The following is a 26,188-nucleotide window of genomic DNA, read 5'->3' as shown; positions in this document are numbered from 1 at the left end:
GAGCGCCCCGCCCGCCCCCGGTCCCCCCGTCGTCCCCCTCCGCGAGATGCCACTTGTGATGACGACACGCCGAGGAGCGGCGTCACAAGTGGCATCTCGCGGCGAGAGGCGAGCGGCGAGCGGCGAGAGGGAGGGGAGGATGGGGGGCATGGCCAAGGGCAGGATCGACGAGGCGAGCGGGCAATCCGCGGTGCGGGCGGCGCTCGCCGTCGGGGCGGATCGGGACACGACGGCGACCGCGGTGCGCTTCCTCCTGCAGATCATCGAGACGAACGTCCCCGGGCGCAGCGTCGAGGTGCGGGTGCCGCCGTTCGGCGCCGCGCAGTGCGTCGAGGGCCCCGGCCACACCCGCGGCACTCCGCCGAACGTGATCGAGATGGATGCGGCGACGTGGCTGCCGCTCGCGACCGGCTCCCTCCCGTGGAGCGAGGGCCTGGCGAGCGGGCGGATCCACGCGTCCGGTGTGCGCGCGGACCTGACGCCGTTCCTCCCGATCCTGTGGGTGGGCGACACAGCGGCGAGTTAACTTCTCGTAAACGCATCGGCGATCCCTCTCCAGAGGATTTGACCTGGGGTCCGGCGTCGGGTTGTCTGGGAATACCCCCCTCACACGGTACGAATCCGCTCCGGATCCACCGCTCGATGCTTGGAGTCCTCTTCACGATGCGCAGTACTTCCCCCGGCCGACGCGGCCTCGTCCGACTCCTCTCCGCGACCGCCGTCGGCGCCGTCGCCGGAGCGACCCTGCTCGGCGCCACGCCCGCCGCTGCCGCCGAGGGCGATGTCGCCATCGACATCCTCTCGATCAACGACTTCCACGGACGGCTCGCCGCCGACCGCTCCGTCGCCGGAGCCGCGGTCCTCGGCGGCGCCATCGACTCGTACCGCGCCGCCAACCCGAACACGCTGTTCGTCTCGGCCGGTGACAACATCGGAGCGTCGACCTTCCTCTCGAACGTTCAGGGCGACATCCCCACGCTCGATTCGCTCAACGCGATGGGCCTGGACGTCAGCACGCTCGGTAACCACGAGTTCGACAAGGGCCGCGACGACGTCGACGGTCGCATCGTGGACGCCTCGGCGTTCCCCTACGTGAACGCAAACCTGTACGACACGGCGACCGGCAAGCGCGCCTACTCCCCTTATGTGATCACCGAGCAGGACGGCGTCTCCGTCGCCTTCATCGGCGCGATCACCGAGGACCTGGGCGACCTGGTCAGCCCCTCCGAGATCTCGACGCTCTCGGTCGAGCCGATCGCCGAGAACGTCAACGAGGTCGCCGCGCAGCTCCAGGACGGCGACGCCGCGAACGACGAGGCCGACGTGGTCGTCCTGCTCCTGCACGAGGGAGCCGATGCCGATGCTGCTGGCCTGAACACGCCGCAGGCGGACCCGACATTCGGCGCGATCGTCACCGCTGTGGCTCCGAACGTCGACGCGATCGTGTCGGGCCACAGCCACCAGGAGTACAACGCGGCCATCGACGCCGGCCGGGCCTTCCCGACGGTCGTCTCGCAGACCGGCAGCTATGCCGAGAACATCGGCCATATGTCCCTCACCGTCGACCCCGCGACCAAGCAGCTCACCTCGCTCACCAGCGAGGTCGTGCCGCTCACCAAGGTCGTCGACGACCCCAACTCCGATGACCCGGCCAAGACGATCATCGTCGGCGCCTTCACGGCAGACCCCGCGATCGACGCCATCGTCGCGGACGCCCAGGCTGTCGCCGTTCGCGAGGGCAGCGTGAAGGTCGGCACCATCACCGAGGATATCTCGCGCGCCTACCGCCCGGACGGGACGACGACCAACCGCGGTTCGGAGTCGACCCTCGGCAACCTGGTCTCGGACGCGCAGCTCTGGGCGACCCGCGAGCTCGGCACGCAGATCGCCTTCTCGAACGCGGGCGGCCTGCGGGACGACCTCTCCTACACGGCGACCCCTAACCAGCCCGGCGACGCGGACGGCGTGGTCACCTACGCCGAGGCCTCCGACGCGCAGCCCTTCGCCAACACCCTGGTGACGCTCCAGCTGACCGGCGCCCAGATCTCCGAGCTCCTCGAAGAGCAGTGGGTCGGCAGCTCCAGCCACCCTCAGCTGAATCTCTCGACCTCGAAGGACCTCACCTACGTCTTCGACGCCGCAGCCCCCGAGGGCTCGCGCATCTCGCAGGTGTTCTTCCAGAACGAGCCGATCGACCCGGCCGCGACCTTCACTGTCGTGACCAGCAGCTTCCTCGCGAGCGGCGGCGACGGCTTCAGCACCTTCACCAAGGGTGCCGGCATGGCCGACTCCGGCCGGATCGACCTGGACGCCTTCGTCGGCTACATCCAGGACCTCGGCGCCGTCAGCCCCGACCCCGTGCAGCGCACGATCGGCCTGACCGACAACGTCCCGGACTCTGGCGAGTACGCAGTCGGGAACACCATGACCGTCGACCTCTCCTCGCTCCTGTTCAGCACCGGAGCCGCGGCCGACGCGACGGTGACCGCGAGCATCGACGGCACTGTCGTCGGCACCGCGACGATCGACCCGACCCGGGCCGTCACCGACGACTCGACCGGTCGCGCCTCGTTCTCGGTCCCGATCGACGAGAGCCTGGCGGGTGGTGCGCATACCGCGACCTTCGCGCTTGACAGCACGGGAACCGAGATCACCCTCGGCTTCGCCGTCGCGGCCGGAGCCGGAGCGGGCATGGCTCCCGGACCGATCACGGAGCCGGCGCCCGCGCCGACCACCACGCCCGGCACGGGCCCCGCGCTAGTTTCTGCTCCTGTCGCCGGCTCGCACCACCTCGCCGAGACCGGAGTGGACGCGACTCCTGCGTTCGTCGCTGGGATCACTGCGCTGCTGCTCGGACTGGGCATGACGCTCGCGCGCCTGCGCCGGCGCACCGCCTCGAAGAAGTAGCCGCACTGCGCGGACGACGGGCCCTCGACTCTGGTCGGGGGCCCGTCGCTGTGTGCGGGAGCGCGGCACAGGTGCGCCTCCTACGCGAGAACGCCGCCTCCCTCAGGGGAGACGGCGTTCGAACGCGATGGGGTGCTCTCGCGGTGAGGTGCTCTCGCGCAGCGGCGGGGTTCAGTGCTGCGCGGGGACCTGGCGGTAGCCATCACGGCTGGCGACGAGCACCGACGACACCGCGCCCCATGCGGCGAGACCACTGAGGACGACGAGGATTGCGATGCTCATGAATGTTCTGCCTTTCGTTGCGGCGGCGTCTGGTCGATCCGCCCGGATGCTCTGTACAGCGTCAACTCTCCGCTGCTGTGTTCCTTAGGACAATCGAAGAGATCTTGCCCTGATCTGTAGTTTTTCTACCGTGTAACGTCTCTGCATGGATGTGCGACGGCTGGAACTGCTCCGCGAGCTCTCGATGCGCCGCTCGATCGCAGCGGTGGCGGCGGCGACACACCGCACACCCTCCGCGGTCTCTCAGCAGCTCAAAGTGCTCGAGCGCGAGGCCGGCGTGCCGCTGATCGAGCGCGCGGGCCGGGGTGTAGTGCTCACGGCGGCCGGACGTGAGCTCGCCCGCAGCGCCACCGAGATCGCGATCGCGCTCGAGCGGGCCGACGCTGTCTGGCGGACCTTCACGAACAACCCGATCGGCGAGGTGACGATCGCGACCTTCCCGACCGCCGGGCAGATGCTCCTTCCGAACGCGCTGGTCGCGCTGCGTAGCGTCGAGGGGCTGGTCGTGCAGTGCGAGGACGCGGACCCCGGCACCGACGAATTCGCCGACCTGACCGCCGACTTCGACATCGTGCTCGCGCACTCGCCGACCGGACGCAGCGCTTGGGCCGGACGCGGTCTGGCGATGGCCGAGCTGATGATCGAGCCGCTCGACATCGGGCTCCCCGCGGGCCACCGCCTCGCCGATCGCGCGACGGTCACGGCGGCCGATCTCGTCGGCGAAACCTGGATCGGTGTCCCCGACGGGTTCCCGTTCGAGCGGGTGATGCAGGACATCGAGGCCGCATCGGGTGAGGCGGTGCGAGTGGAGCAGCGCTTCGCGTCTACCCGCGTGACGGAGGCGTTCGTCGCGGCGGGCCTGGGCATCGCGGTGCTCCCGCGTTATACCGCGGGCGGCACCGGGATAGTCGTGAAACCGCTCCGGGGAATGAACTCGGTACGGCACATCGTGGCGCTGATGCGGCCGGATCGGGCGGAACGGCTCTCGGTCCGCACCGTCGTCCGCGAGCTGCGCGCGCAGGCCGGGCGCCTCGTCCACGCGCTCTGAGCGATCACGGTGCCGTGCGCTCGCTCGCGCGGGAGAGAATGGAGCCATGAGCGATCCCGTCGGCCCCGAGGTCACCCGCGAAGAGGTCGACGTCCGCCGCTCCCCGCGCGTCTGGCGGATCCTGGCCCTCGGCGTCGGGCTCGGAGCGATCGCGGCGTTCGTGCTGACCTTCGCGCTGCCCGAGACGAGCGGCTTCTCGCGCGGGCAGGTCTTTGGCTTTAGTCTGCTGCTCTTCGTGACGCTATTCGGCGCTCTCGCGGGGCTCGTCGTGGTCCTGCTCGACCGAGTCGTCGGCCGGAGGATCGTCCGCAGGACCGCCGAGCGGATCGTCGAGCGCAAGGAGCATGAGCCGGCTCGGCCCGCTGTCGAGGCGGCCGCCGACGATGAGGCGACAGGCACGGACCGGGTCTAGTCGGCGTCCGCCCGTCCGCTTCGCCTTCTGCGACGTCGAGATGCGCTTGGCGACGAAGGTGAGCAGGAACGGCAGGATTCGGTAGATCACGGGTACTCCTCGAGACGGTGCACCGCGGGGTCGGCGCCTGCCTCGATCGTGGTGAGCGAGCCTTGGCTGCAGCACCCGTTGTCCGCAATCGCCGCTGTACTGGGCATTCCGTTCACCCTGTTGTCCGTTGTTCAGCACAGTGTTACGGTGCTGGTAGGCGGTCCTCGTCGGCTGCCGTCACCGACGAAGGAGTCACTGTGAGCAACGACGCCCACTCCCGCGCCATGCGGGACCCCGGGTACGCGGCCGACCTGCGCCGCGCGACCCTCGCCTCGAGCGTGGGCAGTGCCCTCGAGTACTACGACTTCGCGCTCTACGGGCTCGCCTCGGCGCTGATCTTCGCGCAGCTCTTCTTCGCCGGCCTCGACCCCGCCGTGGGGCTCGTCGCGAGTTTCGCGGTCTACGGCGTCGGGTTCCTCGCCCGCCCGCTCGGTGGCCTCTTCTTCGGCACGGTCGGCGACCGGCTCGGCCGCAAGTGGGTGCTCCTGATCACCATCGCGCTGATGGGCGGAGCGAGCACGCTGATCGGAGCCCTCCCCACCTACGACCAGGTCGGGATCTGGGCGCCGATCCTCCTCGTGGTCCTCCGGCTCCTCCAGGGATTCGGCGCCGGTGCCGAGCAGGCGGGCGCCTCAGTGCTGATGGCCGAGTACGCGCCGGTCCGCCGCCGCGGCTTCTACGCCGCGCTGCCGTTCGTCGGGATCCAGGCGGGCACGTTGCTGGCGGCGATCGTCTTCACCTACCTGGGCACGCTGCCCGAGAACGTCCTGCTCTCGGGCGTGTGGCGGATCCCGTTCCTCGCCTCGATCCTCCTCATCGGCGTTGCGGTCTTCATCCGCCTGCGCCTGCGTGAGAGTCCCACCTTCGTCGAGCTCGAGGCGCAGGAGCAGGTGGCCGGCAATCCGCTGCGCGAGGTGATCGGGCGCTCTTTTCCCGACGTGCTCCGCGGGATCGGACTGCGGATGGCCGAGAACGGCGGCTCGTATCTCTTCAATACCCTCGCCGTGAGCTTCGCGGTCGGCACGATCGGAGTCGATCCGTCGATCGGTCCGCTCGCGGTCGCGGTCGCGTCGGTGGTCGGGATCGTCTCGGTGCCGCTCGCCGGGCACCTCTCCGACCGCTTCGGCCGCCTTCCGGTCTACCGCTTCGGGGCGGCGGTGCTCCTGCTGCTCGCCTTCCCCGGATGGTGGGCGCTCTCGCTGGGCAACGCGGCCGTCGTGATCGTGGTCATCGCCGTAGCGATCGGCGTGGGCGTCAACAGCATGCTAGGCGCCCAGTGCGCGCTGTTGCCGGAGATGTTCGGCAACCGGCACCGCTACATCGGCGTCGCGACGGCGCGGGAGTTCTCGGCCGTGCTCGCGGGCGGCATCGCGCCCACCCTCGGCGCGTTCCTCATCGCTACGAGCGGAGGATCGTGGCTCCCGATCGCGATCTACGTCGCCGTGCTGGCGGTGATCACCCTCGCGACCACCGTCGTCACTCCTGAGACCCGGGGCCGTGATCTGACGCTCCTCGAGGATGCGTCGCGCGACACCGAGGAGCAGGTGCTCACCCGGCCGACCCCGATCGTGTCCCGCCGCGAGTTCGCTGCCCGCGCGCGGCGGTGACGGCCGGACGCCTCAGCTCAGCTGCGTGCGCTCGACCCAGTCCAAATACTCCGGCGTGACGGTGCCGGTGACGTACTCGCCGGTGAAGCAGCTGGTTTCGAGGTCGGTGACGTCTGAGCCCTCGAGGATCGCGGCCTTCATATCGGCCACCTCCTGGTAGATCAGGTGGTCGGCGCCGATCGCCTCGGAGATTTCGGGGATGCGGCGGTTGTGGGCCACAAGCTCCTGGCGCGAGGGCATGTTGATCCCGTAGACGTGCGGGTAGCGCACGGGGGGAGCAGCGGAGGCGAAGGTGACCGTGTTCGCGCCGGCCGCGCGCGCCATCTCGACGATCTCCTTCGAGGTGGTGCCGCGCACGATCGAGTCATCGACGATCAGGACATTCTTGCCCGTGAACTCGCTCGACATCGCGTTGAGCTTCTGCCGCACCGACTTCTTGCGGACTGCCTGACCCGGCATGATGAACGTCCGGCCGACGTAGCGATTTTTGTAGAAGCCTTCGCGGTACTCGATCCCTAGCTTCTTCGCCACTTGCATCGCGGCGGGGCGGGAGGAGTCGGGGATCGGCATGACGACGTCGATCGCTCCGCTCGGGGTGTACTGGGCGACGGTGCCAGCGAGGCGGTCGCCCAGGCGCAGCCGCGCCTCGTAGACCGAGATCCCGGACATCACGGAGTCGGGGCGGGCGAGGTAGACGTACTCGAACGAGCACGGAATGAGACGAGGGTCCTTCGCGCACTGACGGCTGGCCATCTGCCCGTCGGCCGTGATGAACACGGCCTCGCCCGGAGCGACATCGCGCACGATCTCGAAGCCCTGCGCCTCAAGCACGAGCGACTCGGAGGCGAGGACCCAGTCATCCGGAGCGCCCGTGTTGCTGCGGCGGCCGACGATGAGCGGACGGATCCCGAACGGGTCACGGAAGGCGAGCAGCCCGACGCCGGCGATCAGCGCGATGGTCGCGTAGGAGCCCTCGACGCGCTCGTGCACCCGGGCGACCGCGTCGAACATCTCGTCCGCGTCGAGGTCGCGTCCCGACATCGAGGCCTGCAGCTCGTTGGCGAGCACGTTCACCAGCAGCTCCGTGTCGGAGGTGGTGTTGAGGTGGCGGCGGTCGACGCGGAAGAGCTCCTCGGTGAGTTCGCGCGTGTTCGTGAGGTTGCCGTTGTGGACGAGGATGATGCCGTACGGCGCGTTCACGTAGAACGGCTGCGCCTCCTCTTCGCGCTCGGCATTGCCCTTCGTCGCGTAACGGACGTGGCCGAGGCCCATCGTCCCGAGCAGCGAGCGCATGTCGCGAGTGCGAAACGCCTCACGGACCTGCCCGGCCGCCTTCTTGATGTGCAGGGTGCTGCCGTCGGCGGTCGCGATCCCGGTCGAGTCCTGGCCGCGGTGCTGCAGGAGGGAGAGGCTGTCGTAGATGGACTGGTTGACCGGTCCGGAGGACACGATCCCAACGATTCCGCACATGCCGGAGGGGCTCCCAAGGGGATAGCAGGGGGGGTTGACGGTCCATCCTGGCACGCGGGGCACACATCCCCTAATGGGTCGCCGTGGGCGGATCCGGTGCTGAGCGGGGCTGCGGCGGGGTGCGGACCGGCGGATCGGCCGGGTAGTCGAGGCATGGCCCGAGCTCGAGCGACCAGGCGATTTCGCGGGCGAGCTGCCCCGACTCGGCGAAGAGCCGCACCTGGTGCGTGTCGGCGAGAGCCGCCACGAGTTCGTCGCGTTCCGTTGGCGCGAATCCGAGCGACTGCCAGAACGGGCCGGAGCGGCGGGAGAACAGCCAGGCGCGGCGGGCTCCGCTTCGGGCGGCGTCGGCGAGCGCGTGCCGGGCGAGGCGGCTCCCCGCCCCGTTGCCTCGACGGTCGACGGCCACGGCAACGCTCCGGATCAACGCGTGGCGGCCGTCGGCGCTCGACTCCCAGCCGGTGCTGCCGACGGTGCGGCCGCTTGCATCGCGCTCGAGCCACACGCGCACCGAGGAGGAGTCGAGCCCGGCCAGGGTGAGATCGGCGTCGGCGAGGAAGGCGCGCACCTCATCGACGTCCGTCGGTCCCACGCGCTGCAGCTGCATCCCTCCGATCTTGCCGCAGGCGGTGACGGATCGCCCCGAGGTGGCGCGTGACGACCGGTGCCGCAGCGGAGCGCCGGCAGAGGAGGCGAGTGTGCGCCGTGGCGGGCGAGTGCAGTCGGTAGGGTCGTCGCGTGAGTGATGAGACGAGCAGCTACGCCCGCGCCGGAGTCGACACGGCGGCGGGGGATCTCGCCGTCGAGCTGATGAGGTCGGCGGTCTCGGCCACGCACGACAACCGGGTCCTCGGCGGGGTCGGCGGATTCGCGGGCCTGTACGACGTCTCCTTCCTCCGTGACTTCCGTGCGCCGCTCCTGGCGACCTCGACCGACGGCGTCGGCACCAAGGTCGCGCTGGCGCAGGCGATCGACAAGCACGACACCATCGGGCAGGACCTGGTGGGCATGGTCGTCGACGACATCGTCGTGGTCGGTGCGCGCCCCTTCTTCATGACTGACTACATCGCCTGCGGCAAGGTCGCACCGGCCCGAATCGCGGACATCGTCGCGGGAATCGCTCGCGCCTGCTCCGAGACGGGCACTGCACTCGTCGGCGGCGAGACGGCCGAGCACCCGGGCCTGCTCGGGCCCGACGACTACGACGTGGCGGGGGCGGCCGTGGGCGCGATCGAGGCGGATCAGGTGCGCGGCGCCGACCGCGTGCGCGACGGCGACGTCGTGGTGGCGATGGCCTCCTCCGGACTGCACTCGAACGGCTACTCGCTCGTGCGCCACATCCTCGCCGAGCGCGGCATCGGCTTCACCGACCGCTCGGCGGAACTGGGCGGTGTGGTCGGCGAGGTGCTGCTCGAGCCGACCCGGCTCTACACCCGCCCCCTGCTCGACCTCCTCGACGACGCCGAACTCGGCCCGGCGGTCCACGCGATCAGCCACGTCACCGGAGGCGGGATCGCCGCGAACCTCGCCCGCGTCCTGCCGCGCGGCTCCTGGGCCGAGGTCGAGCGCGCGAGCTGGAGCCCGTCCGAGGTGTTCCGGGCGCTCGCCGGGATGTCGGGCGCGACGCTCGAGAGCACCGAAGGCACCTGGAATCTGGGCATCGGGATGGTCGCGGTGGTCGCGGCGGACGCTGCCGAGGGAGTGGTCGCGCGCCTCGGGTGCTCGGGCGTGCCGTCCTGGATAGCCGGCCGTGTCTCGACGGCGGTGCGCGGACTCGACGGTTTCGAGCAGGGGGCGAAGGGCGTCGACGGCGGTGCCGTGCGTCTGATCGGGTCGTACGCCGGCTGATCGCCGGAGCCCGGGGTTCGCGGAACCGCGTCCGGCTCGCAGGATCCGGCCCCTCTGGCACGCCGGACGCGATCCGGCGAGCCGGAGGTGCGGAGGATCAGCGCGGATCGGCGCGCTCAGCGGTGCAGGGTCTCGCGCGGGAGCTCGCCGAAACGGACCGCGTAGTGCTGAGCGAAGCGCCGGCCGCTGATGAATCCCCAGCGGGCTGCTACCTCGCCGACCACGAGTTCGCCCGCCGACGAGCCGGTGCTCGTCGCGCCCGAGGTCGAGGGAGGCGCGCCCCGCGGTCAACCAGAGAGCCACGTAGACGTCGCCCGGGGCGACTGTGCCGCGCACCCGGCCCAGGAAAGACGCGGAGTGCAGGCTGACCGGCCCGGGCCCGGTCGTCGTGTAGCGGAAAGCGAACGGCACGACCGTCCGCTCGGCCCGGAATCCGGAGCCGTTGTACGAGCCGGCGTAGAACTCTCGCGCTTCCTCGAGGTCGCTCCCACGACGCTCCGACTGCCACACGGGCAGCCGTACGGGCGGGGAAGTACTCCTCCGGTCAGTCTTTCAGTGACCACCGACGTTCGGCACGGAGCGCAAGAAAGCGAGAGAACGGGTTCAGCGCAGTGAGCCGCGCTCCAGGTGGAACAGAGCGAGCGCGGCCACTGCGGCGGTCTCGATGATCGCTCCGGAGCGGACCATCGCCGCGACCTCCGAGTCTGCGAACCACTGCTGCCGCATGTCCTGCTCGGTCTGCTCACGCTCGTGCTCGCCGTGCTCGAACTCCTCTGCGAGGAACACATCGACGGACTGCGCGACGAATCCGTACGCTTCCGAGAGCCGACCGAGGTGCGTGAGGCGACCGGCTCGGAGGCCCGTCTCCTCGCGCAGCTCGGCGCGGGCCAGGGCCTCGGCGCCGCCGCCGACCGACCCGTGCGGCCAGCCTCCGGCCGGGAACTCCCACGCGCGGCGGCCGACCGGGTACCGGTACTGCTCGACCAACCAGAAGCCCTCGCGCTCGCGAGGAAGCACGAGGGCGTAGTCGTCGCGCTCGACGACCGAGTAGACGCCGCGGACACCGCCCGGCCAGAGCACATCGTCCTCGCGGACGCGGAGCCACTGGGTCTCGTAGGCGATCCGGGTGGAGAGCTGCCGGACCTCGCCGTCGGACGGCTCCGCCTCACCCGCAACGGCGCCGGCCCGAGGGCGCGGCCCCTGTTCACGCGAGGAGTTAGGCACGCTTCTGGTGCGGCTCCTCGACGAGATCCGTGTCGTCGCCGTCGTCCTCGGCGTCGATCCACTTGGAGTAGTCCGGCTCATCCGGGTGGCTGAGTTCGCGCTCGAGCGCGCTGTAATCGACCGCCGGGCTGAACGACTTCAGCTCACGGGCGATCTTGGTGTTCTTCGCCTTTTGACGGCCTCGCCCCACGGGTGACCCCCTCACGATGACAGGCCAGACGGGCAGTGAGCCGGCTGGGGAAAATAGCAGACAGGAAAAGTTGAAATCTACGCGGTAGTTTAGCAGACAGGGAACACACCACCCCGGGCGTCAATTCGCCGGACGGCCCCCATCCTCTACCGGGTCAGGAGCACCGTGGACAGTGTCGCCCCACCGCGCCTCGTCGTGGTGATCGGCGCGGGTCAGGCGGGCCTGTCGGTGGCGTACTACCTGCGCCGGCTGGGCCTCGTTCCCGGCCGCGACCTGGTGCTCCTGGATCGCGGGCCCGAGCCGGGAGGTGCCTGGCAATTCCGCTGGGAGGCGCTGCGGCTCGGCTCTGCACACCGCGTGCACGACCTCCCCGGCATGGAGCAGATGGGGCTGTCGTTCCAGACGGCCGACCGCCGACGCCCGGCGCGCGACGTGGTCCGCGAGTACTACCGACGCTATGAGCAGGAGCTCGGGCTCGACGTGCGCCGCCCCGAAGCCGTGCGGCGCGTCACCAGCGCGACACCACGCGACACGGGGTCGTCGCTCCTCATCGACACCGACCGCACGATCGAGCGCGCGCACCTGCTCGTCAACGCCACCGGCACCTGGGGTTCGCCCTTCATCCCGCACTACCCCGGACGTGAGCGCTTCCGCGGCGTGCAGATCGACCCGACCGAGTACGTCCGCGCGGAGGACTTCGCCGGGCAGCAGGTGCTTGTGGTCGGTGGCGGCACCTCGGCGATCGGGTTCCTGCTCGAGCTGGAGCGGGTGGCACGCTCGCTGACCTGGGCGACGCGGCGGCCGGTCGTCTACCGCGACGGCGAACAGCTCGCGATGGAATCGGCGGTGGATGCGGTGGCCGAGCAGGACCGCGCCGCGCGTGCAGGCCTGCCCCTCCCGAGCATTGTCGGCGGTACCGGGGTGCAGCGCACCCGACGGGTGGTCGCGGGCCTCGAGCGCGGGATTCTGCGCGAGCGCGGGATGTTCTCGGCGATCGAGGAGGACGGCGTCCGGTGGCCGGACGGCTCCTTCACGCGCGCTGACGCAATTATTTGGGCGACCGGCTTCCGGCCCGAGCTGCGTCACCTCGCTCCGCTCGGGCTGCGGGAGCGCGAGGGCGGTATCGCGGTCGCCGACGGCGCCTCGGTGACCGACCCGCGCATCTTCTTCGCCGGCTACGGGCCGACGGCCTCGACCATCGGAGCGACCCGCTCGGGCCGGCGCATCGCGCGCGCGGTCGTGGCGCGCTTGCCCTGAGCCCCCGCTCGTTCGCAACCGAGGTCAGAAGCGCCGGAACGCTGCCAACCGGCGTCGCGAGCGTTCCTGACCTCGGTTGCGAACGCCGGGCCACGACTACTTCGCGAGAAACTCCAGGACCACGCGGTTCCACTCCTCGGGGTGGCTCACCGTCACTCCGTGCGGCGCGCCGCTCACCACATGCAGCTCGGATCCACGGATCGCCGCGTGCGTGCGCGCGCCGGAGCCCTCGAACGGGACAGTGCCGTCACCGTCGCCGTGGATGATGAGCGCCGGGACCGACACATTCGGTAGGTCCTCGCGGAAGTCGGTGGTCGCGAAGGCCGTCATGCAGGCGAGGGCCGCGTGCTTGGAGGACTGCTTCGCGAGTGCGAGCGCCTCCTGGCGCTGCTCCTGCGTCACCTTCAGCACGCCATCGACCGAGAAGAAGTCGGTGGTGAACTGGTCGTAGAAATCGTCCTCGTTCGCCGTCAGGCCCGCGGTCATCTGCGCGGCCTGCGCCTTCTCGAGCGGGCCGTCCGGGTTGTCGTCGGTCTTCATCAGGTACGGCGGGACGGCCGAGGCGAAGACCACGCTGTGCAGGCGCTCGGCGCCGTAGGTGGTGAAATAGCGGGCGACCTCGCCGCCGCCCATCGAGAAGCCGACCAGGGTGACGTTCTGCAGGTCGAGTTCGGTGAGCAGGGTGTGCAGGTCCTCGGTGAGCGTGTCGTAGGTGTAGCCGGTGAGCGGCTTGTCGCTGCGGCCGAAGCCGCGACGGTCGTAGGTGACGACGCGGTAGCCGGCCTCGACGAACGCGGGTACCTGCTCCTTCCACGACTCGCCCGACAGGGGCCAGCCGTGGATGAGGACGACGGGGCGACCCGATCCGCCGGTGTCATCGACGTGCAGGTCGGTGTCCTTGACGAGTCCGTGATGGGCGGTGACGTCGGTCAAGGCCAGTGCTCCTTCCGGCGCCGTCGGTCGGCGTCATCCGATGTTCGAGGACGCCCGCCGCGGTGGATGGTCGCGCCGGGGAGGGTTGACAGCTCCGCTCAGACCACGAGCACCGAGACCGCGAGCACCGAGACCGCGAGCACCGAGGCCGCGAGCATCAGACCACGAGCACCGAGGCCGCGAGCCCTTCCAGCGCAGTCTGTAACCCGTCGTCGATGGGGAGGCCGGCGTCGAGCAGGGCGTTCGCTACTGCCAGCAGCACGGGTACGGCGGGGGAGGAGGAGACGCTGAGCCCGTGGGGGCGGCCGACGACGCCCGCGGGCCGCACCATCAGGACGAGCCGCGAGCTGGGCGCACTCGTGCTGATCGTCCCCGACGATCCCGCTGGCAGGGCTGCGACACTCCCGTGCCGGACGATCGCCTGCTCCTGGCCGCACGTCACGGAGAACACCCCCTCGAGCGGGAGCAGGAGCACGAGCGACGACGGATCGGGGCCGGCCGTCGGTCGGAAACGGATCGACCCCGGCGTGTGCCAGAGCCGCCGGAGGAGCACTCCGTCGGCGGAGGTCTCGTGCCCGACGAGAGTGAAGGCCGGATCAGCGTCGGCCTGGCTACCCCGTTCCTTGAGCCAGTGCTGAGCGGAGGCGCCGTGGAGCGGCATGGATCGGGTCAGCGGATCGGTCACTGCGGCGGCTCCCAGGGTATGGCGGTGGAGCGGGTTCCGCCGCGACGTGAGGAAGCATCATCCTAGGAAGTCGGAAGTGTCGGAGTCGTGAGATGGCGCGTCCTCGCGCGCAGATGCCGCCCCGGCCGCGCTGAGCGCGGCGCCGAGGCGGCATCCGAGTGGGCGTGCGGCTACTGGAATCCGCCGCCGCGGTCCTCCGGGTCCTCGATCGGATCGGAGTCAGAAGCGTCGATCGTGTATGTCACATGGACCGCCTCGCCGACCTCCTTCGCCGTGAAGGCGGTGTACACGAGGTGCGTCTCCTGGCCGTCGACGGCGGCGTAGACGTCGACCTCCTTCTCGTAGCTCCCCTCGGTGCTGACGCGGCTATCGGTCTGGCCGTCGAACGGCCCGCCCTGGAAGAAGGCGAGGTAGCTCTCGCCCTCAGCGAGTGCACGGATGTCGTTGCTCATGCCCCAGGTCTACCATCCGGCGAGCTGTGACCGCGCGGCCTTGCCTTCGATGGGCGGAGCAGGGCAGTGCGGGGCGGCCGCACGACGGGAGCAGCCGCAGCGCCCCCGCGGAACGCCGAGAAGTAGGATGGCCGGGATGACGATCGGACGCCGCCTCTTCCTCTCGGGAACCGTCACCGGGGTCGGGCTCCTGGCCCTCGTGGGGTGCACGCCGTCCCGTCCGAGGCCGACCCGCTCCGTCACTAAGGCGCCCGTACCCACGACCAGCACGACCGCCGTCCCGGCACCGGCCGCCTTCGTGCGTTCGGCCTGGGGGAGCGACCCGTACGCGCTCGGCTCCGTCTCCTACCTGCCTGTCAGTGCGAGGCCGCAGGACCGCTCCGACCTCGCGGGCTCCGTCCTCGACCGGCTGTTCCTCGCCGGCGAAGCCACCGACACCCAGACGCCGGGCACACTCCAGGGCGCCTGGAACTCCGGTGTCCGCGCGGCCGCCGAGATCAGCACCGTCGCCGAGGAGGGTGAGCGCATCGCGATCGTCGGGGCGGGACTAGCCGGGGCTGTCGCCACGCGACGCCTGGTCGACTCGGGCTTCGACGTGACCGTGGTGGAGGCGCGTGACCGCACCGGCGGGCGCATCGCGACCTTGACTCCCGACGGCTGGCCGATCGCCGTCGAGGCCGGTGCGTGGGCCCTCACCGGCGCGGGCGCCGCCCTGCGCGAGAGCGTCGCGGACGCCGGGATCGCCGCGACGGCGGTCGATCTGACCGGCATCCGCTCGACCGGCATCGACGGCTCGCCCCTGGACACTGGCACGACCGGCGCGGACGCGCTGAGCCGTGCACTCGAGTGGGGAGCTGAGCAGCCGGAGGACCTCTCCCTCGCCGAGTCGTTCGCCAGCTCCGGAGCAGCCGACCCCGCCGAGGCCGAGCCGGGCTCCGGCGACGGCGACCCTGCCCGCGTGGCGGCTCGCCTCGCCGACACGACCGCGCTGCGCACCGGTGCGGCTCCCGAGGAGCTCTCGTCCTGGTACGGGCTGGATGACGCATCCAGCGCATCCGCCGCTCCCGTTCGCGCAACGCGCGGCCGTCGCCGCCCTCGGCTCGGGAATCGTCGAGACGCTCTGGCTGCGCTTCGAGACCGCGTTCTGGGACGCGGCGGTGCGCTGGTCGCTCGTCGGCTCCGAGGCGGGGATCACCGAATGGCTGAACCTTCAGCCTTCGACTGGCGAGGCGGTACCCGTCGGCCTGGTCGGAGCGGATCAGGCTCGGTCGCTCCAGGAGCTCAGCGACGACGAGCTGGTTACCCTCGCGCGGACGGCGCTCGAGCCGTTCGCCGTCGTTCCCGGCTGAGGTATTCCCGGCCGGCGTGCTCCTTGCCCGCACGGTCTCAGTCTGCGTGCCCCCGGAGCCTCGCGAACGCTCCCCACCACACCGACCCGGGCGCGGCGCCGAGCGGGCGCACCCGGCTGAGGGCGAGGACGACCCCGGCGATGCCCGAGATCAGGCCCAGCACGACGACGTCGTAGAGCACGAAGATCACGGGCCCGTCGACCTGCGCGGGGTCGAGGAAGAAGTAGGGGTACCAGCCGACCAGCGCGCCGCGGGCCAGTGTGAGCACGCCCCAGACGATCGGGAATCCGAGGACGGTCAGTGCTCCCCGCCACGCGACCGGGCGGCGGACGGGGTCGAGGATCCAGTCGAGGATCGCGAGCGTCGGGATCACGAAGTGCAGCAGGGCGCTCGACCAGGGCACATCGACGCGGACGCCGCGGTTGTTCGCCTCGACCGCGATCAGGCCGAAGACGATCCCCGACACGACCATGTAGGTGAGCACGAGGGCCCGCAGTGTGCTGAGCCAGCTCGGTTCCCGCTCGCGCGAGAAGGCAGCCAGGCCGGACAGGGTCAGCACGACGACTGCGGCCATGTTGGACTGCGTCGTGAAGTAGGCGAAGAAGTTGTCGATCTGGAACGCGCGGAAACCCAGCGTGTAGAGGAAGTCACCGACGAGGGCGCTCGCGCCCAGCGCGGCGAGGGCCAGACGGAGGATCGCGAACGCCTTCCGCACTTCCGCTCCGATCCGCCGCAGCCGAGCCCGGACCATCGTGCAATTCTACGGTTGTCGTTCTTCGGGCTCCTCGATCGTGCCGCTCCGACTGGCGGGGGAGGCGGGCTCGTCGGCACCGGTGCGGAGTGGGACGAGAGCGGAGAAGGCCTGCTTCGCGAACGGAGGCCCTCGCGGCCCGGCCTCGAACCGTCGTCGCGGACGATAGTCCCGCGCCGAGCACCCGCGAGACGAGCGGGCCGAGGGAGAGAACCGTGAACTGTTCTGGCGATACGTTCCACCATTACGGGCCCTTCACGTCCAGGTGATCAGTATCGCCCTAACCGGGCTTTCCTCGCCGTGGGATGGACCTAACGCGGTAGATTGTCGCGGACGTGGAGTGCTTCTGTCCTGTCAGGAGAGAAGCACTCATCTGAATGGCCGCTCAGGTGAAAGTCCTCGGCTTTCGCCGGGGTGTGCAGATAGCTGCACGACAAGCTTTGTCGGCCTTCCCGGGAGTGCGGATGTGCCGGACGAAGCAGGCCGGCGTCGAAAGCGTCTGGAGGGGCGTCCGAGCAAGCGGATGTCTCGCAGCGGGGATCCGCTCGCTCGGGTATTCGACTGCCGGAGTCGTCATCGGAGCCGCCAGCGATGTGATGGGGGACGGTTTCACCCACCGAGGCGGTCGCTTCGTCTCGGCGATCCGGTGCTGGAGCTCGGGCCCTTTCCCGGCTACGGGTGGGCGCAGTACGAGAGCGGCGCGCTCGGGCTGATCGGCCTCGGGGATCGGCGCGGTGGTCGGCGGTCGCGGTCGCTGCGGTGTGGTGGTCGACCGGCCGCGGCACCGTCGGCTGAGGTAGGCGCGGTCCCCTGAAGGGATCACAGGCATCCGCCGCGAGGAGGATGCGCCGGTGCATAGCCCACCGATAGCGTCGGACATGGCCCGTTGGGGCGGGCCGCCTTCGGGGGAAGGCAGAAAGGGGAAATCGGGGGCCCGCGGCTGACGCCGTGGGCCCTCTACCCGTTTCCTGGGGGTGTGGCCTTAGCGCCGCTTCGAGCGCGGACGGTTCGGCATGGCCGGACGCTGCGGGATGCGCGGGGCTCCCTCGCCGGCGGCGCCCTGCGGAAGCGATGACGCGGGCGGGATCGGTCGACGGGTCACCGGACGCACCGGCTCGCCTCGGCGCGTCTGCCCGGGGATCGGCCGGGACCGGCGCCCGTAGATCAGCTCCGAGGAGTCCAGCAGCCACGGGACCAGCGCCACCGTCACTCCGTGCACCAGCAACAGCTTCTGGCGGATCCGCCGCGACTTGTGGTTGTGCAGGAAAGCCTCCCACCAGTGCCCGACGATGTATTGCGGCATATAGACCGTGGTGATCTCGGAGCCGTGCTCGAGTCGATGCGCCTTGATGTACTTGATCAGCGGGTAGGAGATGTCGCGATAGGGCGAGGCCACGCAGCGCAGCGGCACCTGGATGTCCATCCGAGCCCAGTCAGCCTTAAGCTGCGCGGTGTGCGCGTCGTCAATGGAGGAGTGCACCGCCTCCAGCGTCTCGTGCCGCGCCGCGATGGCGTAGTCGAGCGCTTTCAGGGTGGGCTTGTTCATCCGGCCCACGAGGACGATCGCATGGTCGCCGTTCGCGCCGAAGGTCGTGGTCGGGTCGACCTCGATCTCCTTCTCGACGTCTCGGTAATAGCGGTAGACGCCGGCCATCAGGAATCCGAGGATCGGCATCACCAGGTAGACGAGCCAGGCCCCGTGGGTGAACTTCGTGATCGTGACGACCACGAGCACCGCGAAGGTCAGAGTCGCGCCGAACAGGTTGATGCCCAGGCTCATGTAGACGGTGCGCGAGCCCTCGCCGTTGCGGATCATCCGCACCCAGTGCTTGACCATGCCCGACTGCCCGAGCGTGAACGACACGAAGACGCCGATGATGTAGAGCTGCACGAGGCTCGTGAGCGAGGCCTGGTAGACGAGCAGGATGATCGCCGCCACGAGCGCCAGGATGATCACGCCGTTGGAGTAGATCAGCCGGTCGCCGCGCGTATTCAGCGACTTGGGCGCATAGCCGTCGCGGGCCAGCACCGAGCCCAGCAGCGGGAAGCCGTTGAAGGCGGTGTTCGCGGCCAGGAGCAGGACGGCGGCGGTCGCCGCCTGGATGATGAAGAACAGGATCGTGTTGTTGCCGAAAGTGGCTGCGGCGACCTGCGCGATCACCGAGCGTTGCGGAGTGGTGGCGCAGTCGGCGAAGCCGACGAGGTGGCAGGCGTTCTCGGCGTAGTGCACGTTGGAGAGCAGTGCGAGCGCGGTCAGCCCGACGAAGAGCACGATCGCGATCGTCCCCATCGCGACGAGCGTGCGCTGCGCGTTCTTGACCTTCGGGACCCGGAAAGCGGGCACCCCGTTCGAGATCGCCTCGACACCGGTGAGCGCCGCGCAACCGCTGGCGAAGGAGCGCAGCAGCAGGAGCACCACGGCCGCCTGCGTGAGCTGCTCGCCCTGCACGGTGAAGCCCGCCGACTCCGCCACCGGGGCGTCGCCGAAGACGGTGCGGACCAGGCCGACCACAACCATCACGAAGACGCTCGCGACGAACAGGTAGGTCGGGATCGCGAAAGCGCGGCTCGACTCCGAGACGCCGCGGAGGTTCACGGCCGCGAGAAGCACCACGAAGAGAATCGCCAGCTCGACCCGCAACGGCGCCAGCTCGGGGATCGCCGAGATGATGTTGTCGACTCCGGAGGCGACCGACACGGCCACGGTGAGCACGTAGTCCACGAGCAGTGCCGACGCGACCGTGAGGCCCGCCGTCTCGCCCAGATTGGTGCGGGCGACCTCGTAGTCGCCGCCTCCGGACGGGTAGGCCCGGATCAACTGGCGGTAGCTCAGCACCACCACGACCAGCAGCACGACCACGCAGGCGGCGACCCAGGGGGCGAAGGTGAGGAAGGAAAGCCCGCCGAGCAGCAGGATCATCAGCAGCTCCTGCGGCGCGTAGGCCACGGAGGAGAGCGGGTCGCTGGCGAAGATGGGGAGCGCGAGCCGCTTCTGCAGCAGCTGTCCCTCGAGCTTGTCGCTCGGGAGCGGCTCGCCGATGAAGAAGTGCTTCGCGGTGCGGAGCTCGGTCGCATCGGTCGGTGATCCGTCCGCGGCGGACGGGGGACCCTCGTGTGTCACGAGCGACGACACTACTCCGTTGCACCGAGGCAGTCACGACGGCCGGGAGCGGACCGAGCGGAGGCTGATCTCGCGCTGTGACCGGGAGTTTCCCGGTGCGGAGATGTGCGGCGGGTGAGGCGCTCGCCGCGGCCGCCCCAAGCGGGGGTCAGTGCGCGTCTCGGGTCGCCGCTCCGATCACACGGGTGAGGCTGTCGCGCAGCGCGGTGAGCTCGGCGAGCGGGACGCCGAGGCGCTCGACGATCTGCGGGGGGACCTGCAGTGCCCGCTCGCGCAGCGCTCGTCCGGAGGGGGTCAGCGCGACGTCGAGGCGGCGCTCGTCGTCGCTGCTACGAGCACGCGTGAGGTGGCCGCTCGCCTCCAGGCGCTTCACGAGCGGGCTGAGGGTGGCCGGTTCGAGGCGCAGGGTGGAGCCGAGGTCGGCGAGCGAGCGCGGGCTGCGCTCCCAGAGCGCGAGCATCACGAGGTACTGCGGATGCGTGAGCCCGAGCGGTTCGAGCACGGGCCGGTAGAGGCCAATGACGGTGCGCGCCGCGACGGCGAGGGAGAAGCAGACCTGGTTTTCGAGGGCGAGCGGGTCGGGTTCCACAACGACATCCTCTCATCGTGCACTGATGGTTAGTACACTAAGGAATATGACGCGGAAGAAGACCGGCTCCCTCTATCAGCGCTTCAACGCGCGGCTGTTCCCCTGGCTCGGCCCGCCGCCGCTGGGCCCGTACGACCAGCCCGAGCAGGAGGCGCCGGCCGGTCAGGCGTGCCCGATCTGCGGACGAGCGATGTCCGAGCATGTGATCGACCGTTCAGGACCCCGGACCCAGCTGTACTGCCCGAGCGACGCCTCCTGAGCCGCACGTCCCCGTTCGGGGGTCAGGGGCTTCGGGGCGTGGGGGCGGATGATGAGCGCATGTCCCGCCTGAGCCCTACCTCCAGCCGCGTCGTCCAGTACAGCCGCTTCGGCGACGCGGACGTCCTCGAGATCGCCGAGGTCGACCGGCCCCGTCCTGGACCGGGCGAGGTGCTGGTCGAGGTGCTCGCCGCCGGGGTGAATCACATGGAGGCGTTTATCCGACAGGGACTCTTCGACTCCGACCACTCGGCCGCCTTCCCGATGCGCCAGGGCACCGACTTCTCGGGCGTCATCGTTGCCCTGGGCGAGGGCGTCACCGATATCAAGCTCCGCAGCGACGTGGTCGGCCACGCGCTCGTCGGCTCGCATGCCACCCACGTCGTGGTGCCGCGCCGGAACCTCGTCGCCAAGCCCGCCTCCGTGAGCTGGGAGGTCGGCGGCGCGCTGTTCCTGGCCGGAGTGACGGCCTGGCGCGCGCTCGAGGCCACGCAGGTCGGACCCGACGACACGGTTGTCGTCTCCGCCGCGGCCGGAGGAGTGGGCAGCCTTGAAATCCAGCTCGCGAAGCTGCGCGGCGCGAGCGTGATCGGCACCTGCGGCGAGCGCAACTTCGACTACCTCCGCCAGATCGGCGTGAAGCCGGTGGTCTACGGCGACGGAATCGCCGAGCGCATCCGTGCCGCGGCGCGCGACGGAGTCACGGTGTTCCTCGACAACTTCGGCGGGGAGAACGACGCCCTCGCCGACGAGCTCGGCATCGCGGCGGGTCGCTTCCACTCCAGCGACGACCGCAAGGAGATCGAGCTGCGCGCCGTCTGGCCCGACGCCGAGACGGCCCAGCGCGACACCGAGATCCTGAGCGAGCTGGTCGGCCTGGTCGCCGAGCAGAAGCTGCGGGTGCTCGTCTCGGGCTTCTACCCCTTCGATCAGGTGCAGGACGCCTTCGACGATCTCGAGAAGCGGCACTCGCGGGGCAAGATCGTGCTCGGGATGAACCCGGTGGATCCGGGGCACATCACTAAGGCGCGCGACATTCACGAGGCCGGGCGGTAGCAGCCGTCCGTCGCGGGCGCTCGCCGCGGAGGCTCGCCGCGCACGCTCGCCGGACGGCCACAAGAGGGCCGTGGCGCGCGGGCGCCCGAAGGAGTGCCGCGATGGAGGAACCGGTCGTCGCGATCGTGTGGATCGTCTCGTTCGTGGTGGTGACTGTCCTGGTCACCGGACTCTCGGGCCGGGTCGGATGGTCCGCTCCCGTCGCGCTGGTGGCTGTGGGCGCCCTCGCGTCGTTCGTGCCGGGCATCCCCGCGGTGGTGGTCGAGCCCGACGTGGTGCTGTTCGGGATTCTGCCGCCGCTGCTCTACGCGGCGGCGCTGCGCACCTCCGTCCTCGATGTGCGGGCTCGCGGTGATAGCATCCTGCTGCTCTCGGTCGGGCTCGTCGTTTTCACAGTCGCGGTCGTCGGCGCGGTGGCTTGGATGGTCGTTCCGGCGATCACGGTCGCCGCGGCGCTCGCCTTCGGCGCGATCGTGGCGCCCACGGACGCGGTGGCGGTCACGGCGATCGCAGGTCGGCTCCGACTGCCCAGGCGCATGCTGACGGTGCTCGAGGGCGAGAGCCTGCTCAATGATGCGACCGCGCTGGTAGCGCTGAACGCCTCCCTCCTGGCGATCGTGAGCACGGTGACCCCCGGCCGGATCGCCGCCGACTTCGTGCTGGCCGTGGTGGTAGGGGCCGGAGTGGGCATCGGCGTCGCCGTGCTGCTCGGCTTCGTCCGCAGGCAGGTGCAGTCGTCGGTGCTCGACACGAGCCTCTCGCTGGTGACGCCGTACGTGGCGTTCATCCCGGCACAGCTGCTGCACGGATCGGGAGTACTCGCGGTCGTGGTCGCGGGGCTCTACCTCGGCTTCCGCGCGCCCGTCATCCAGTCGGCGCAGGCGCGCATCGCGGAGTCGCTGAACTGGCGGACGATCCAATTCCTCCTCGAGAACGCGGTGTTCCTCTTCATCGGGCTCAGCCTCTCGTCGGTGGTGCGGGCGACCGCCGACTCCGGGGTCGGGGTCTGGCAGACGGTCGGCATCGGCGCGGCGGTGCTCGCGGCGCTGATCGGCAGCCGCGTGGCCTGGATGTGTATGACGACGCTGCTCTTCCGCCACGGCCCGAGCCGATTGCGGCAGCGCGGGTGGACCTGGCCGACCGCAATCGGGGTCTCCTTCGCGGGCATCCGCGGTGTGGTGACGCTCGCGGCCGCGTTCCTTCTGCCGGAGGAGACGCCGCAGCGCGCGTTTCTGCAGTTCCTCGCCTTCGTCGTGGTGGCGGGGACCCTGGTCGAGGGTCTCGCGCTCCCGCGCCTCATTCGGGCGCTGAAGTTGCCGGCTCCGAACGAGATGCAGGAGCATGTGGAGAAGCAGATGCTCCTTGCCGAGGCGCAGGCGGCTGGTCTCTCACGGCTCGACGAGGAACCGCAGGACGGGGTCGAGGATCGGGTGCTCGACCGGCTGCGACGCAATGCAACGTTCCTCGCCGACGCGCTGCAGAACCCGCCGGAGGGTGAGGGCGCGGAGCCGCTGCCGCAGGCCTACAACCGGCTTCGGCGCGTGATGATCGCGGCCGAGCGGGAGGCGGTGCTGCGTGCCCGCGCGCAGGGGCGGTATCAGGAGCCGGCGGTGGTGAGTGCGCTGGCGTTCCTCGACGTGGAGGAGGAGGCGCTGGCGGTAGGGCGGCAGTAGGCGGGGACCCTGGGATTCCCCGCCTACTGCGCCGTCAGCCCAGGGTGGAGCGGACGGCGGCGCGGGCCTGCTCGAGCGCGGCGCGCAGGGCGTCGACGCTCGCGGTCGTCACAGAGCCCGTGGCGGAGGCGGTGCGCAGCTGCGCGCGCAGTTCGTCACGGAACTCGGTGAGCAGCACTTCGGCGTCGCGCAGGGCGAGGCGCGAGGCGGTGCGCGCGTCGGGTGCGGTGTGCTCGGAGCCGGCTGGGTGGGAGCCGGTTGGGTGGGAGTCGGTCGGGTGGGAGTCGGCTGGGCCGGTCGGCGGGTCCTGTGGGCGCTGTTTCTCGGCGGAGTGCTCCGGACGGCGACCGGGCTCTCGCGCGTCGCGGGCGGCGCTGGCCAGGTCGGCGCGGAGACTCTTCATCGCCTCCGCGACGCCGAGGCGCACCTCGTCGGCCAAGCGACGGACGGAGTCGGTGAGCTCCTCCTCGATGTCGCCCAGATCGGTCGCCCGGGCGGTGAGCTCGGCGCGGCCGGCGTCGGTGATGGAGTAGACGGTCTTGCGGCCGTCCGCCTCCTTCGTGACGAGTCCCTCCTCCTCGAGCTTCGCTAGGCGCGGATAGACGGTGCCGGCGCTGGGGGCGTAGGTGCCGCCGAAGCGCTCGCTGAGTGCCTGGATCAGCTCGTAGCCGTGGCGCGGCGATTCGGCGAGGAGGTTGAGCAGGTAGAGGCGCAGGCGGCCGTGTGCGAAGACGGGGCTCACAGCGAGCCTCCATCCATCGGGCGCTGACCGTCGTCGGGACCGGACTCGGGAGAGCCCCAGCCCTCGCCGACCGTGGCCGAGGCGGTGGTCTTCGATCGGCGGACGACGCTCACGTCCCCCGAGACCGAGTTGGCGGTGACGTCGACCCACGCCGAGTCCAGGGAGCCGGTGGTCGAGGTGTAGCCCCGGCCGAAGGTGCCCTTGACGACGGAGCCGTCGAGCTGAAGTGCGCCCGAGACCGTGTTGATGCGGTAGCGGGCGCCGAGGCCCTCGTCAATGCGGACGGTGAGATCGCCGCTGACGGTGTTGGCCCGGATCTGGTCGGGCGTGCCCTCGGCGTCGACGAAGACACTGCCCGAGAGTCCGTCGACGGTGAAGCGGGTGAGTTCGCCGGTGGCAGTGACGTCGCCGGAGACGGTGCGGGCGCTGACCCGGCCGGTGTGGCTGCGGACCGAGAGCTCGCCATAAACGGTGTTCACCTCGATGTCGCCGTGCAAGCCGTCCACGACGATGTCGCCGCCGACCGTCGAGATGCGGGCGTCGCTGTGCAGGCCGAAGACCAGGCCGTCGGCCGAGACGGTGTCGAAGGTCACGTCAATTCCGCGGGGGACGAGGAGGCTGAGGTCGGCGCGGTCACCCCGCCGGCCGAGGCCCTTCACGACGTCCACGATCGTGTCCCAGCGCAGCTGGACGTGATCGATGTCGAGGCGGTCGCCGTCCATCGAGACCTTGAGCGGGCGGCCGTCGACGCTGTGGACTTCTACGCGCGCCGTCGGCTCGTCGTGGGCGATGACGTCGACCTGGCCACCCACCAGGGCGACCTTGAGCGAGCGGACGACGTCGAGGTCGATGACCTTCGTCTCGCCCGCTTGCACGAGCCATTTCTCGAGGGACATAGCTCCTCCTCCTGCATCTCTGGTGCCTTGCGGAAACGCGATACATCGCGAGTTGATGGTGTCACGATATATCTCGATCGAAATGCGTCGCAACGGGCCTCGGACGGTTCTCAGGCTGCGGTGTCGGGTGCCCTCGTGCGTCGGCAAGGGGCTGAGTGGTCGGGTCTGGCCGTGATAGACCGAGGGCATGGACCCCATCGCGGCGCTGGAGGAGATCGCGACGCTGCTGGAGCGGGAGCGGGCCTCGCGCTATCGGGCGAAGGCGTTCCGGCGCGCGGCCGCGGTACTGGAAGGCATGACGCCCGAGGAGCGGAACGACCTCGCTCGGGTGCGGAGGGCGTCCGGGATCGGAGACACGACCTTCACCGTGATCGAGCAGACACGGGCGGGCCGTGTGCCCGAGTACCTCGCCGAGCTGCGCGGCTCCGAGCCGCCGCCCACCAGTGCGTTGCGGGGGCGGCTTCGCGGAGACCTGCACAGTCACAGCGAATGGTCCGACGGAGCGACAGCCATCAGTGCGATGGCGGACGCGGCTCGCGCCCTCGGCCACGACTACTTGGCGCTCACCGACCACTCCCCTCGGCTCCGGGTCGCGCACTGTCTCAGTGTGCAGCGGCTGGAGGAGCAGCTCCGGCACCTCGCGACGCTCGACACGGCGCCGCTGCGGCTGCTCAGCGGAATCGAGGTGGACGTGGTGGAGGACGGGGCGCTCGATCAGAGCGACGACCTGTTGCGCCGGCTCGACGTGGTCGTTGCGAGCGCGCACTCGAAGCTGCGGCTGCCCTCCCGCGAGATGACCGCACGGCTGGTGGCGGCAGCCTCGGACCCCCGGACGGACATTCTCGGCCATGTCACCGGGCGACTGGTGGCGGGCGAGCGCGGCACCCGCCCGCCCTCGACTTTCGATGCCCGTGCCGTGTTCCGGGCCTGCGCCGATCACGGGACCGCTGTCGAGATCAACGCTCGACCCGAGCGCGAGGACCCGCCGGACGAGCTGATCGCGCTCGCCCTCGAAGCGGGCTGCCTGTTTTCGATCGACAGCGACGCGCATGCGCCGGGCCAGCTGCGCCTGCTCGACTACGGAGCCGAGCGGGCGGAGCGCTTGGGGGTGCCCCAGGAGCGGATCGTGACCACCTGGCCGCTGGAGCGGCTCCTGGAGTGGACCCGCGGCTGACGCTCCTCGGGCACGGCGCAAACGAACTGCGAGCATCATCCCCTTGACGGGAGGCAGTACCGCGGGAGGAGTTCGGACGCAAGAGGCGAAATCCCAGCTGCTCAAGCGGCATGCTCGGTAACGGTCCGCTTCTCTTGGGCTGCTCGGGCGGTCTGGAGTGGTGTTCCGCCCCAC

Annotated in this window: 24 protein-coding genes and 1 pseudogene; 13 read left to right on the top strand and 12 right to left on the bottom strand. The window is 70.3% G+C overall.

Going from position 1 to position 26,188, the window contains the following annotated elements; all coding sequences use genetic code 11:
* Positions 1-148 precede the first annotated feature (148 nt).
* The 5 genes from C1O28_RS12365 to C1O28_RS12345 all read left to right on the top strand — a co-directional run bounded on the left by C1O28_RS12365 (position 149) and on the right by C1O28_RS12345 (position 6,346).
* Positions 149-526, top strand: a complete 378-nt coding sequence (locus C1O28_RS12365; RefSeq protein WP_097167623.1) for a sterol carrier family protein — start codon at positions 149-151, stop codon at positions 524-526.
* Positions 527-663: 137 nt separating this feature from the next.
* Positions 664-2,907: a bifunctional metallophosphatase/5'-nucleotidase gene (locus tag C1O28_RS12360; protein ID WP_160487585.1), complete on the top strand. Its 2,244-nt coding sequence runs from the start codon at positions 664-666 to the stop codon at positions 2,905-2,907.
* A gap of 427 nt (positions 2,908-3,334) precedes the next feature.
* Positions 3,335-4,237 (top strand): LysR family transcriptional regulator, encoded by a 903-nt coding sequence (locus C1O28_RS12355; RefSeq protein ID WP_097167621.1) that lies wholly within the window; start codon positions 3,335-3,337, stop codon positions 4,235-4,237.
* A 46-nt stretch (positions 4,238-4,283) separates the two neighbouring features.
* A complete protein-coding gene (locus tag C1O28_RS12350; RefSeq protein ID WP_097167620.1) occupies positions 4,284-4,649 on the top strand; it encodes a hypothetical protein in 366 nt (121 codons plus the stop codon).
* Between the two features lie 287 nt (positions 4,650-4,936).
* Entirely contained in the window at positions 4,937-6,346 is a 1,410-nt protein-coding gene (locus C1O28_RS12345; protein ID WP_243392095.1) for an MFS transporter, read from the top strand.
* Positions 6,347-6,358: 12 nt separating this feature from the next.
* On the opposite strand, the gene purF is transcribed toward C1O28_RS12345, so the two are convergent.
* Both purF and C1O28_RS12335 read right to left on the bottom strand, forming a co-directional pair.
* A complete protein-coding gene (gene purF, locus C1O28_RS12340) occupies positions 6,359-7,816 on the bottom strand; it encodes an amidophosphoribosyltransferase (protein WP_097167619.1) in 1,458 nt (485 codons plus the stop codon).
* Between the two features lie 70 nt (positions 7,817-7,886).
* Positions 7,887-8,423, bottom strand: coding sequence for a GNAT family N-acetyltransferase (locus tag C1O28_RS12335; protein ID WP_097167618.1), 537 nt, complete (start codon positions 8,421-8,423; stop codon positions 7,887-7,889).
* Between the two features lie 131 nt (positions 8,424-8,554).
* Between C1O28_RS12335 and purM the strand changes: the two genes are divergently transcribed.
* The gene (gene purM / locus C1O28_RS12330) at positions 8,555-9,664 is read left to right on the top strand and encodes a phosphoribosylformylglycinamidine cyclo-ligase (RefSeq protein WP_097167617.1); all 1,110 of its coding nucleotides are present in this window, start codon (positions 8,555-8,557) and stop codon (positions 9,662-9,664) included.
* Between the two features lie 603 nt (positions 9,665-10,267).
* Here the strand turns inward: purM and C1O28_RS12325 are convergent.
* Together C1O28_RS12325 and C1O28_RS12320 are read right to left on the bottom strand one after the other, a co-directional pair.
* Positions 10,268-10,888 carry an NUDIX domain-containing protein gene (locus C1O28_RS12325; protein WP_202129670.1) on the bottom strand — a complete coding sequence of 207 codons (621 nt, stop codon included), beginning with the start codon at positions 10,886-10,888 and terminating at the stop codon, positions 10,268-10,270.
* Positions 10,881-11,078 (bottom strand): DUF3073 domain-containing protein, encoded by a 198-nt coding sequence (locus tag C1O28_RS12320; RefSeq protein WP_097167615.1) that lies wholly within the window; start codon positions 11,076-11,078, stop codon positions 10,881-10,883. The genes C1O28_RS12325 and C1O28_RS12320 overlap by 8 nt, the downstream gene beginning before the upstream one ends.
* Before the next feature lie 165 nt (positions 11,079-11,243).
* Here C1O28_RS12320 and C1O28_RS12315 point away from each other — a divergent pair, with 165 nt between their 5' ends.
* Positions 11,244-12,335, top strand: coding sequence for an FAD-dependent oxidoreductase (locus C1O28_RS12315; RefSeq protein WP_097167614.1), 1,092 nt, complete (start codon positions 11,244-11,246; stop codon positions 12,333-12,335).
* 96 nt (positions 12,336-12,431) lie between these two features.
* Here C1O28_RS12315 and C1O28_RS12310 read toward each other — a convergent pair whose 3' ends face one another.
* From C1O28_RS12310 to C1O28_RS12300, 3 genes are all read right to left on the bottom strand, one after another.
* A complete protein-coding gene (locus tag C1O28_RS12310; RefSeq protein ID WP_097167613.1) occupies positions 12,432-13,268 on the bottom strand; it encodes an alpha/beta fold hydrolase in 837 nt (278 codons plus the stop codon).
* Between the two features lie 157 nt (positions 13,269-13,425).
* Positions 13,426-13,953 (bottom strand): hypothetical protein, encoded by a 528-nt coding sequence (locus C1O28_RS12305; protein WP_097167612.1) that lies wholly within the window; start codon positions 13,951-13,953, stop codon positions 13,426-13,428.
* 170 nt (positions 13,954-14,123) lie between these two features.
* Entirely contained in the window at positions 14,124-14,405 is a 282-nt protein-coding gene (locus C1O28_RS12300) for an oligoribonuclease (RefSeq protein ID WP_097167611.1), read from the bottom strand.
* On the opposite strand from C1O28_RS12300, the pseudogene C1O28_RS15430 reads away from it, so the two are divergent.
* A pseudogene (locus C1O28_RS15430) lies at positions 14,392-15,141 on the top strand (FAD-dependent oxidoreductase); the annotation flags it as partial. The gene C1O28_RS12300 and the pseudogene C1O28_RS15430 sit on opposite strands and share 14 nt — an antisense overlap.
* Positions 15,142-15,442: 301 nt before the next feature.
* On the top strand, positions 15,443-15,754 hold the full coding sequence (locus tag C1O28_RS12290; protein WP_104346968.1) for an FAD-dependent oxidoreductase: 312 nt from the start codon (positions 15,443-15,445) through the stop codon (positions 15,752-15,754).
* 37 nt (positions 15,755-15,791) lie between these two features.
* Here the strand turns inward: C1O28_RS12290 and C1O28_RS12285 are convergent, their stop codons facing one another.
* The 3 genes from C1O28_RS12285 to C1O28_RS12275 all read right to left on the bottom strand — a co-directional run bounded on the left by C1O28_RS12285 (position 15,792) and on the right by C1O28_RS12275 (position 20,215).
* Positions 15,792-16,505 (bottom strand): Pr6Pr family membrane protein, encoded by a 714-nt coding sequence (locus tag C1O28_RS12285; protein ID WP_104346969.1) that lies wholly within the window; start codon positions 16,503-16,505, stop codon positions 15,792-15,794.
* A gap of 982 nt (positions 16,506-17,487) precedes the next feature.
* Entirely contained in the window at positions 17,488-19,626 is a 2,139-nt protein-coding gene (locus C1O28_RS12280; protein ID WP_419866666.1) for an APC family permease, read from the bottom strand.
* 148 nt (positions 19,627-19,774) lie between these two features.
* On the bottom strand, positions 19,775-20,215 hold the full coding sequence (locus C1O28_RS12275) for a MarR family winged helix-turn-helix transcriptional regulator (protein ID WP_097167609.1): 441 nt from the start codon (positions 20,213-20,215) through the stop codon (positions 19,775-19,777).
* Between the two features lie 46 nt (positions 20,216-20,261).
* Between C1O28_RS12275 and C1O28_RS12270 the strand changes: the two genes are divergently transcribed.
* The 3 genes from C1O28_RS12270 to C1O28_RS12260 all read left to right on the top strand — a co-directional run bounded on the left by C1O28_RS12270 (position 20,262) and on the right by C1O28_RS12260 (position 23,202).
* The gene (locus C1O28_RS12270) at positions 20,262-20,474 is read left to right on the top strand and encodes a hypothetical protein (RefSeq protein WP_237398261.1); all 213 of its coding nucleotides are present in this window, start codon (positions 20,262-20,264) and stop codon (positions 20,472-20,474) included.
* A gap of 59 nt (positions 20,475-20,533) precedes the next feature.
* Positions 20,534-21,529 carry an NADP-dependent oxidoreductase gene (locus tag C1O28_RS12265; protein WP_097167607.1) on the top strand — a complete coding sequence of 332 codons (996 nt, stop codon included), beginning with the start codon at positions 20,534-20,536 and terminating at the stop codon, positions 21,527-21,529.
* Positions 21,530-21,630: 101 nt separating this feature from the next.
* On the top strand, positions 21,631-23,202 hold the full coding sequence (locus C1O28_RS12260; protein WP_097167606.1) for a cation:proton antiporter: 1,572 nt from the start codon (positions 21,631-21,633) through the stop codon (positions 23,200-23,202).
* A 34-nt stretch (positions 23,203-23,236) separates the two neighbouring features.
* Here C1O28_RS12260 and C1O28_RS12255 read toward each other — a convergent pair whose 3' ends face one another.
* Together C1O28_RS12255 and C1O28_RS12250 are read right to left on the bottom strand one after the other, a co-directional pair.
* Positions 23,237-23,944: a PadR family transcriptional regulator gene (locus C1O28_RS12255; protein ID WP_097167605.1), complete on the bottom strand. Its 708-nt coding sequence runs from the start codon at positions 23,942-23,944 to the stop codon at positions 23,237-23,239.
* The gene (locus tag C1O28_RS12250) at positions 23,941-24,840 is read right to left on the bottom strand and encodes a DUF4097 family beta strand repeat-containing protein (protein ID WP_237398262.1); all 900 of its coding nucleotides are present in this window, start codon (positions 24,838-24,840) and stop codon (positions 23,941-23,943) included. Before C1O28_RS12250 ends, C1O28_RS12255 begins: the two co-directional genes overlap by 4 nt.
* A gap of 187 nt (positions 24,841-25,027) precedes the next feature.
* Between C1O28_RS12250 and C1O28_RS12245 the strand changes: the two genes are divergently transcribed.
* Positions 25,028-26,014, top strand: a complete 987-nt coding sequence (locus C1O28_RS12245; protein WP_097167604.1) for a PHP domain-containing protein — start codon at positions 25,028-25,030, stop codon at positions 26,012-26,014.
* The last annotated feature ends 174 nt before the right edge of the window (positions 26,015-26,188 follow it).

The organism is Rathayibacter rathayi (genome assembly GCF_004011095.1).
Lineage (GTDB): Bacteria > Actinomycetota > Actinomycetes > Actinomycetales > Microbacteriaceae > Rathayibacter > Rathayibacter rathayi.
Note: the sequence above shows the minus strand (reverse complement) of the source record. Positions and strands in the feature narration are given on the sequence as shown.

Coding starts and splice junctions, on each gene's coding strand:
- C1O28_RS12365 (WP_097167623.1), top strand. CDS start 149: ATGGCCAAGGGCAGGATCGACGAGGCGAGCGGGCAATCCGCGGTGCGG.
- C1O28_RS12360 (WP_160487585.1), top strand. CDS start 664: ATGCGCAGTACTTCCCCCGGCCGACGCGGCCTCGTCCGACTCCTCTCC.
- C1O28_RS12355 (WP_097167621.1), top strand. CDS start 3,335: ATGGATGTGCGACGGCTGGAACTGCTCCGCGAGCTCTCGATGCGCCGC.
- C1O28_RS12350 (WP_097167620.1), top strand. CDS start 4,284: ATGAGCGATCCCGTCGGCCCCGAGGTCACCCGCGAAGAGGTCGACGTC.
- purF (WP_097167619.1), bottom strand. CDS start 7,816: ATGTGCGGAATCGTTGGGATCGTGTCCTCCGGACCGGTCAACCAGTCC.
- C1O28_RS12335 (WP_097167618.1), bottom strand. CDS start 8,423: ATGCAGCTGCAGCGCGTGGGACCGACGGACGTCGATGAGGTGCGCGCC.
- C1O28_RS12300 (WP_097167611.1), bottom strand. CDS start 14,405: ATGAGCAACGACATCCGTGCACTCGCTGAGGGCGAGAGCTACCTCGCC.
- C1O28_RS12290 (WP_104346968.1), top strand. CDS start 15,443: ATGACGCATCCAGCGCATCCGCCGCTCCCGTTCGCGCAACGCGCGGCC.
- C1O28_RS12285 (WP_104346969.1), bottom strand. CDS start 16,505: ATGGTCCGGGCTCGGCTGCGGCGGATCGGAGCGGAAGTGCGGAAGGCG.
- C1O28_RS12270 (WP_237398261.1), top strand. CDS start 20,262: ATGACGCGGAAGAAGACCGGCTCCCTCTATCAGCGCTTCAACGCGCGG.
- C1O28_RS12265 (WP_097167607.1), top strand. CDS start 20,534: ATGTCCCGCCTGAGCCCTACCTCCAGCCGCGTCGTCCAGTACAGCCGC.
- C1O28_RS12260 (WP_097167606.1), top strand. CDS start 21,631: ATGGAGGAACCGGTCGTCGCGATCGTGTGGATCGTCTCGTTCGTGGTG.
- C1O28_RS12250 (WP_237398262.1), bottom strand. CDS start 24,840: ATGTCCCTCGAGAAATGGCTCGTGCAAGCGGGCGAGACGAAGGTCATC.
- C1O28_RS12245 (WP_097167604.1), top strand. CDS start 25,028: ATGGACCCCATCGCGGCGCTGGAGGAGATCGCGACGCTGCTGGAGCGG.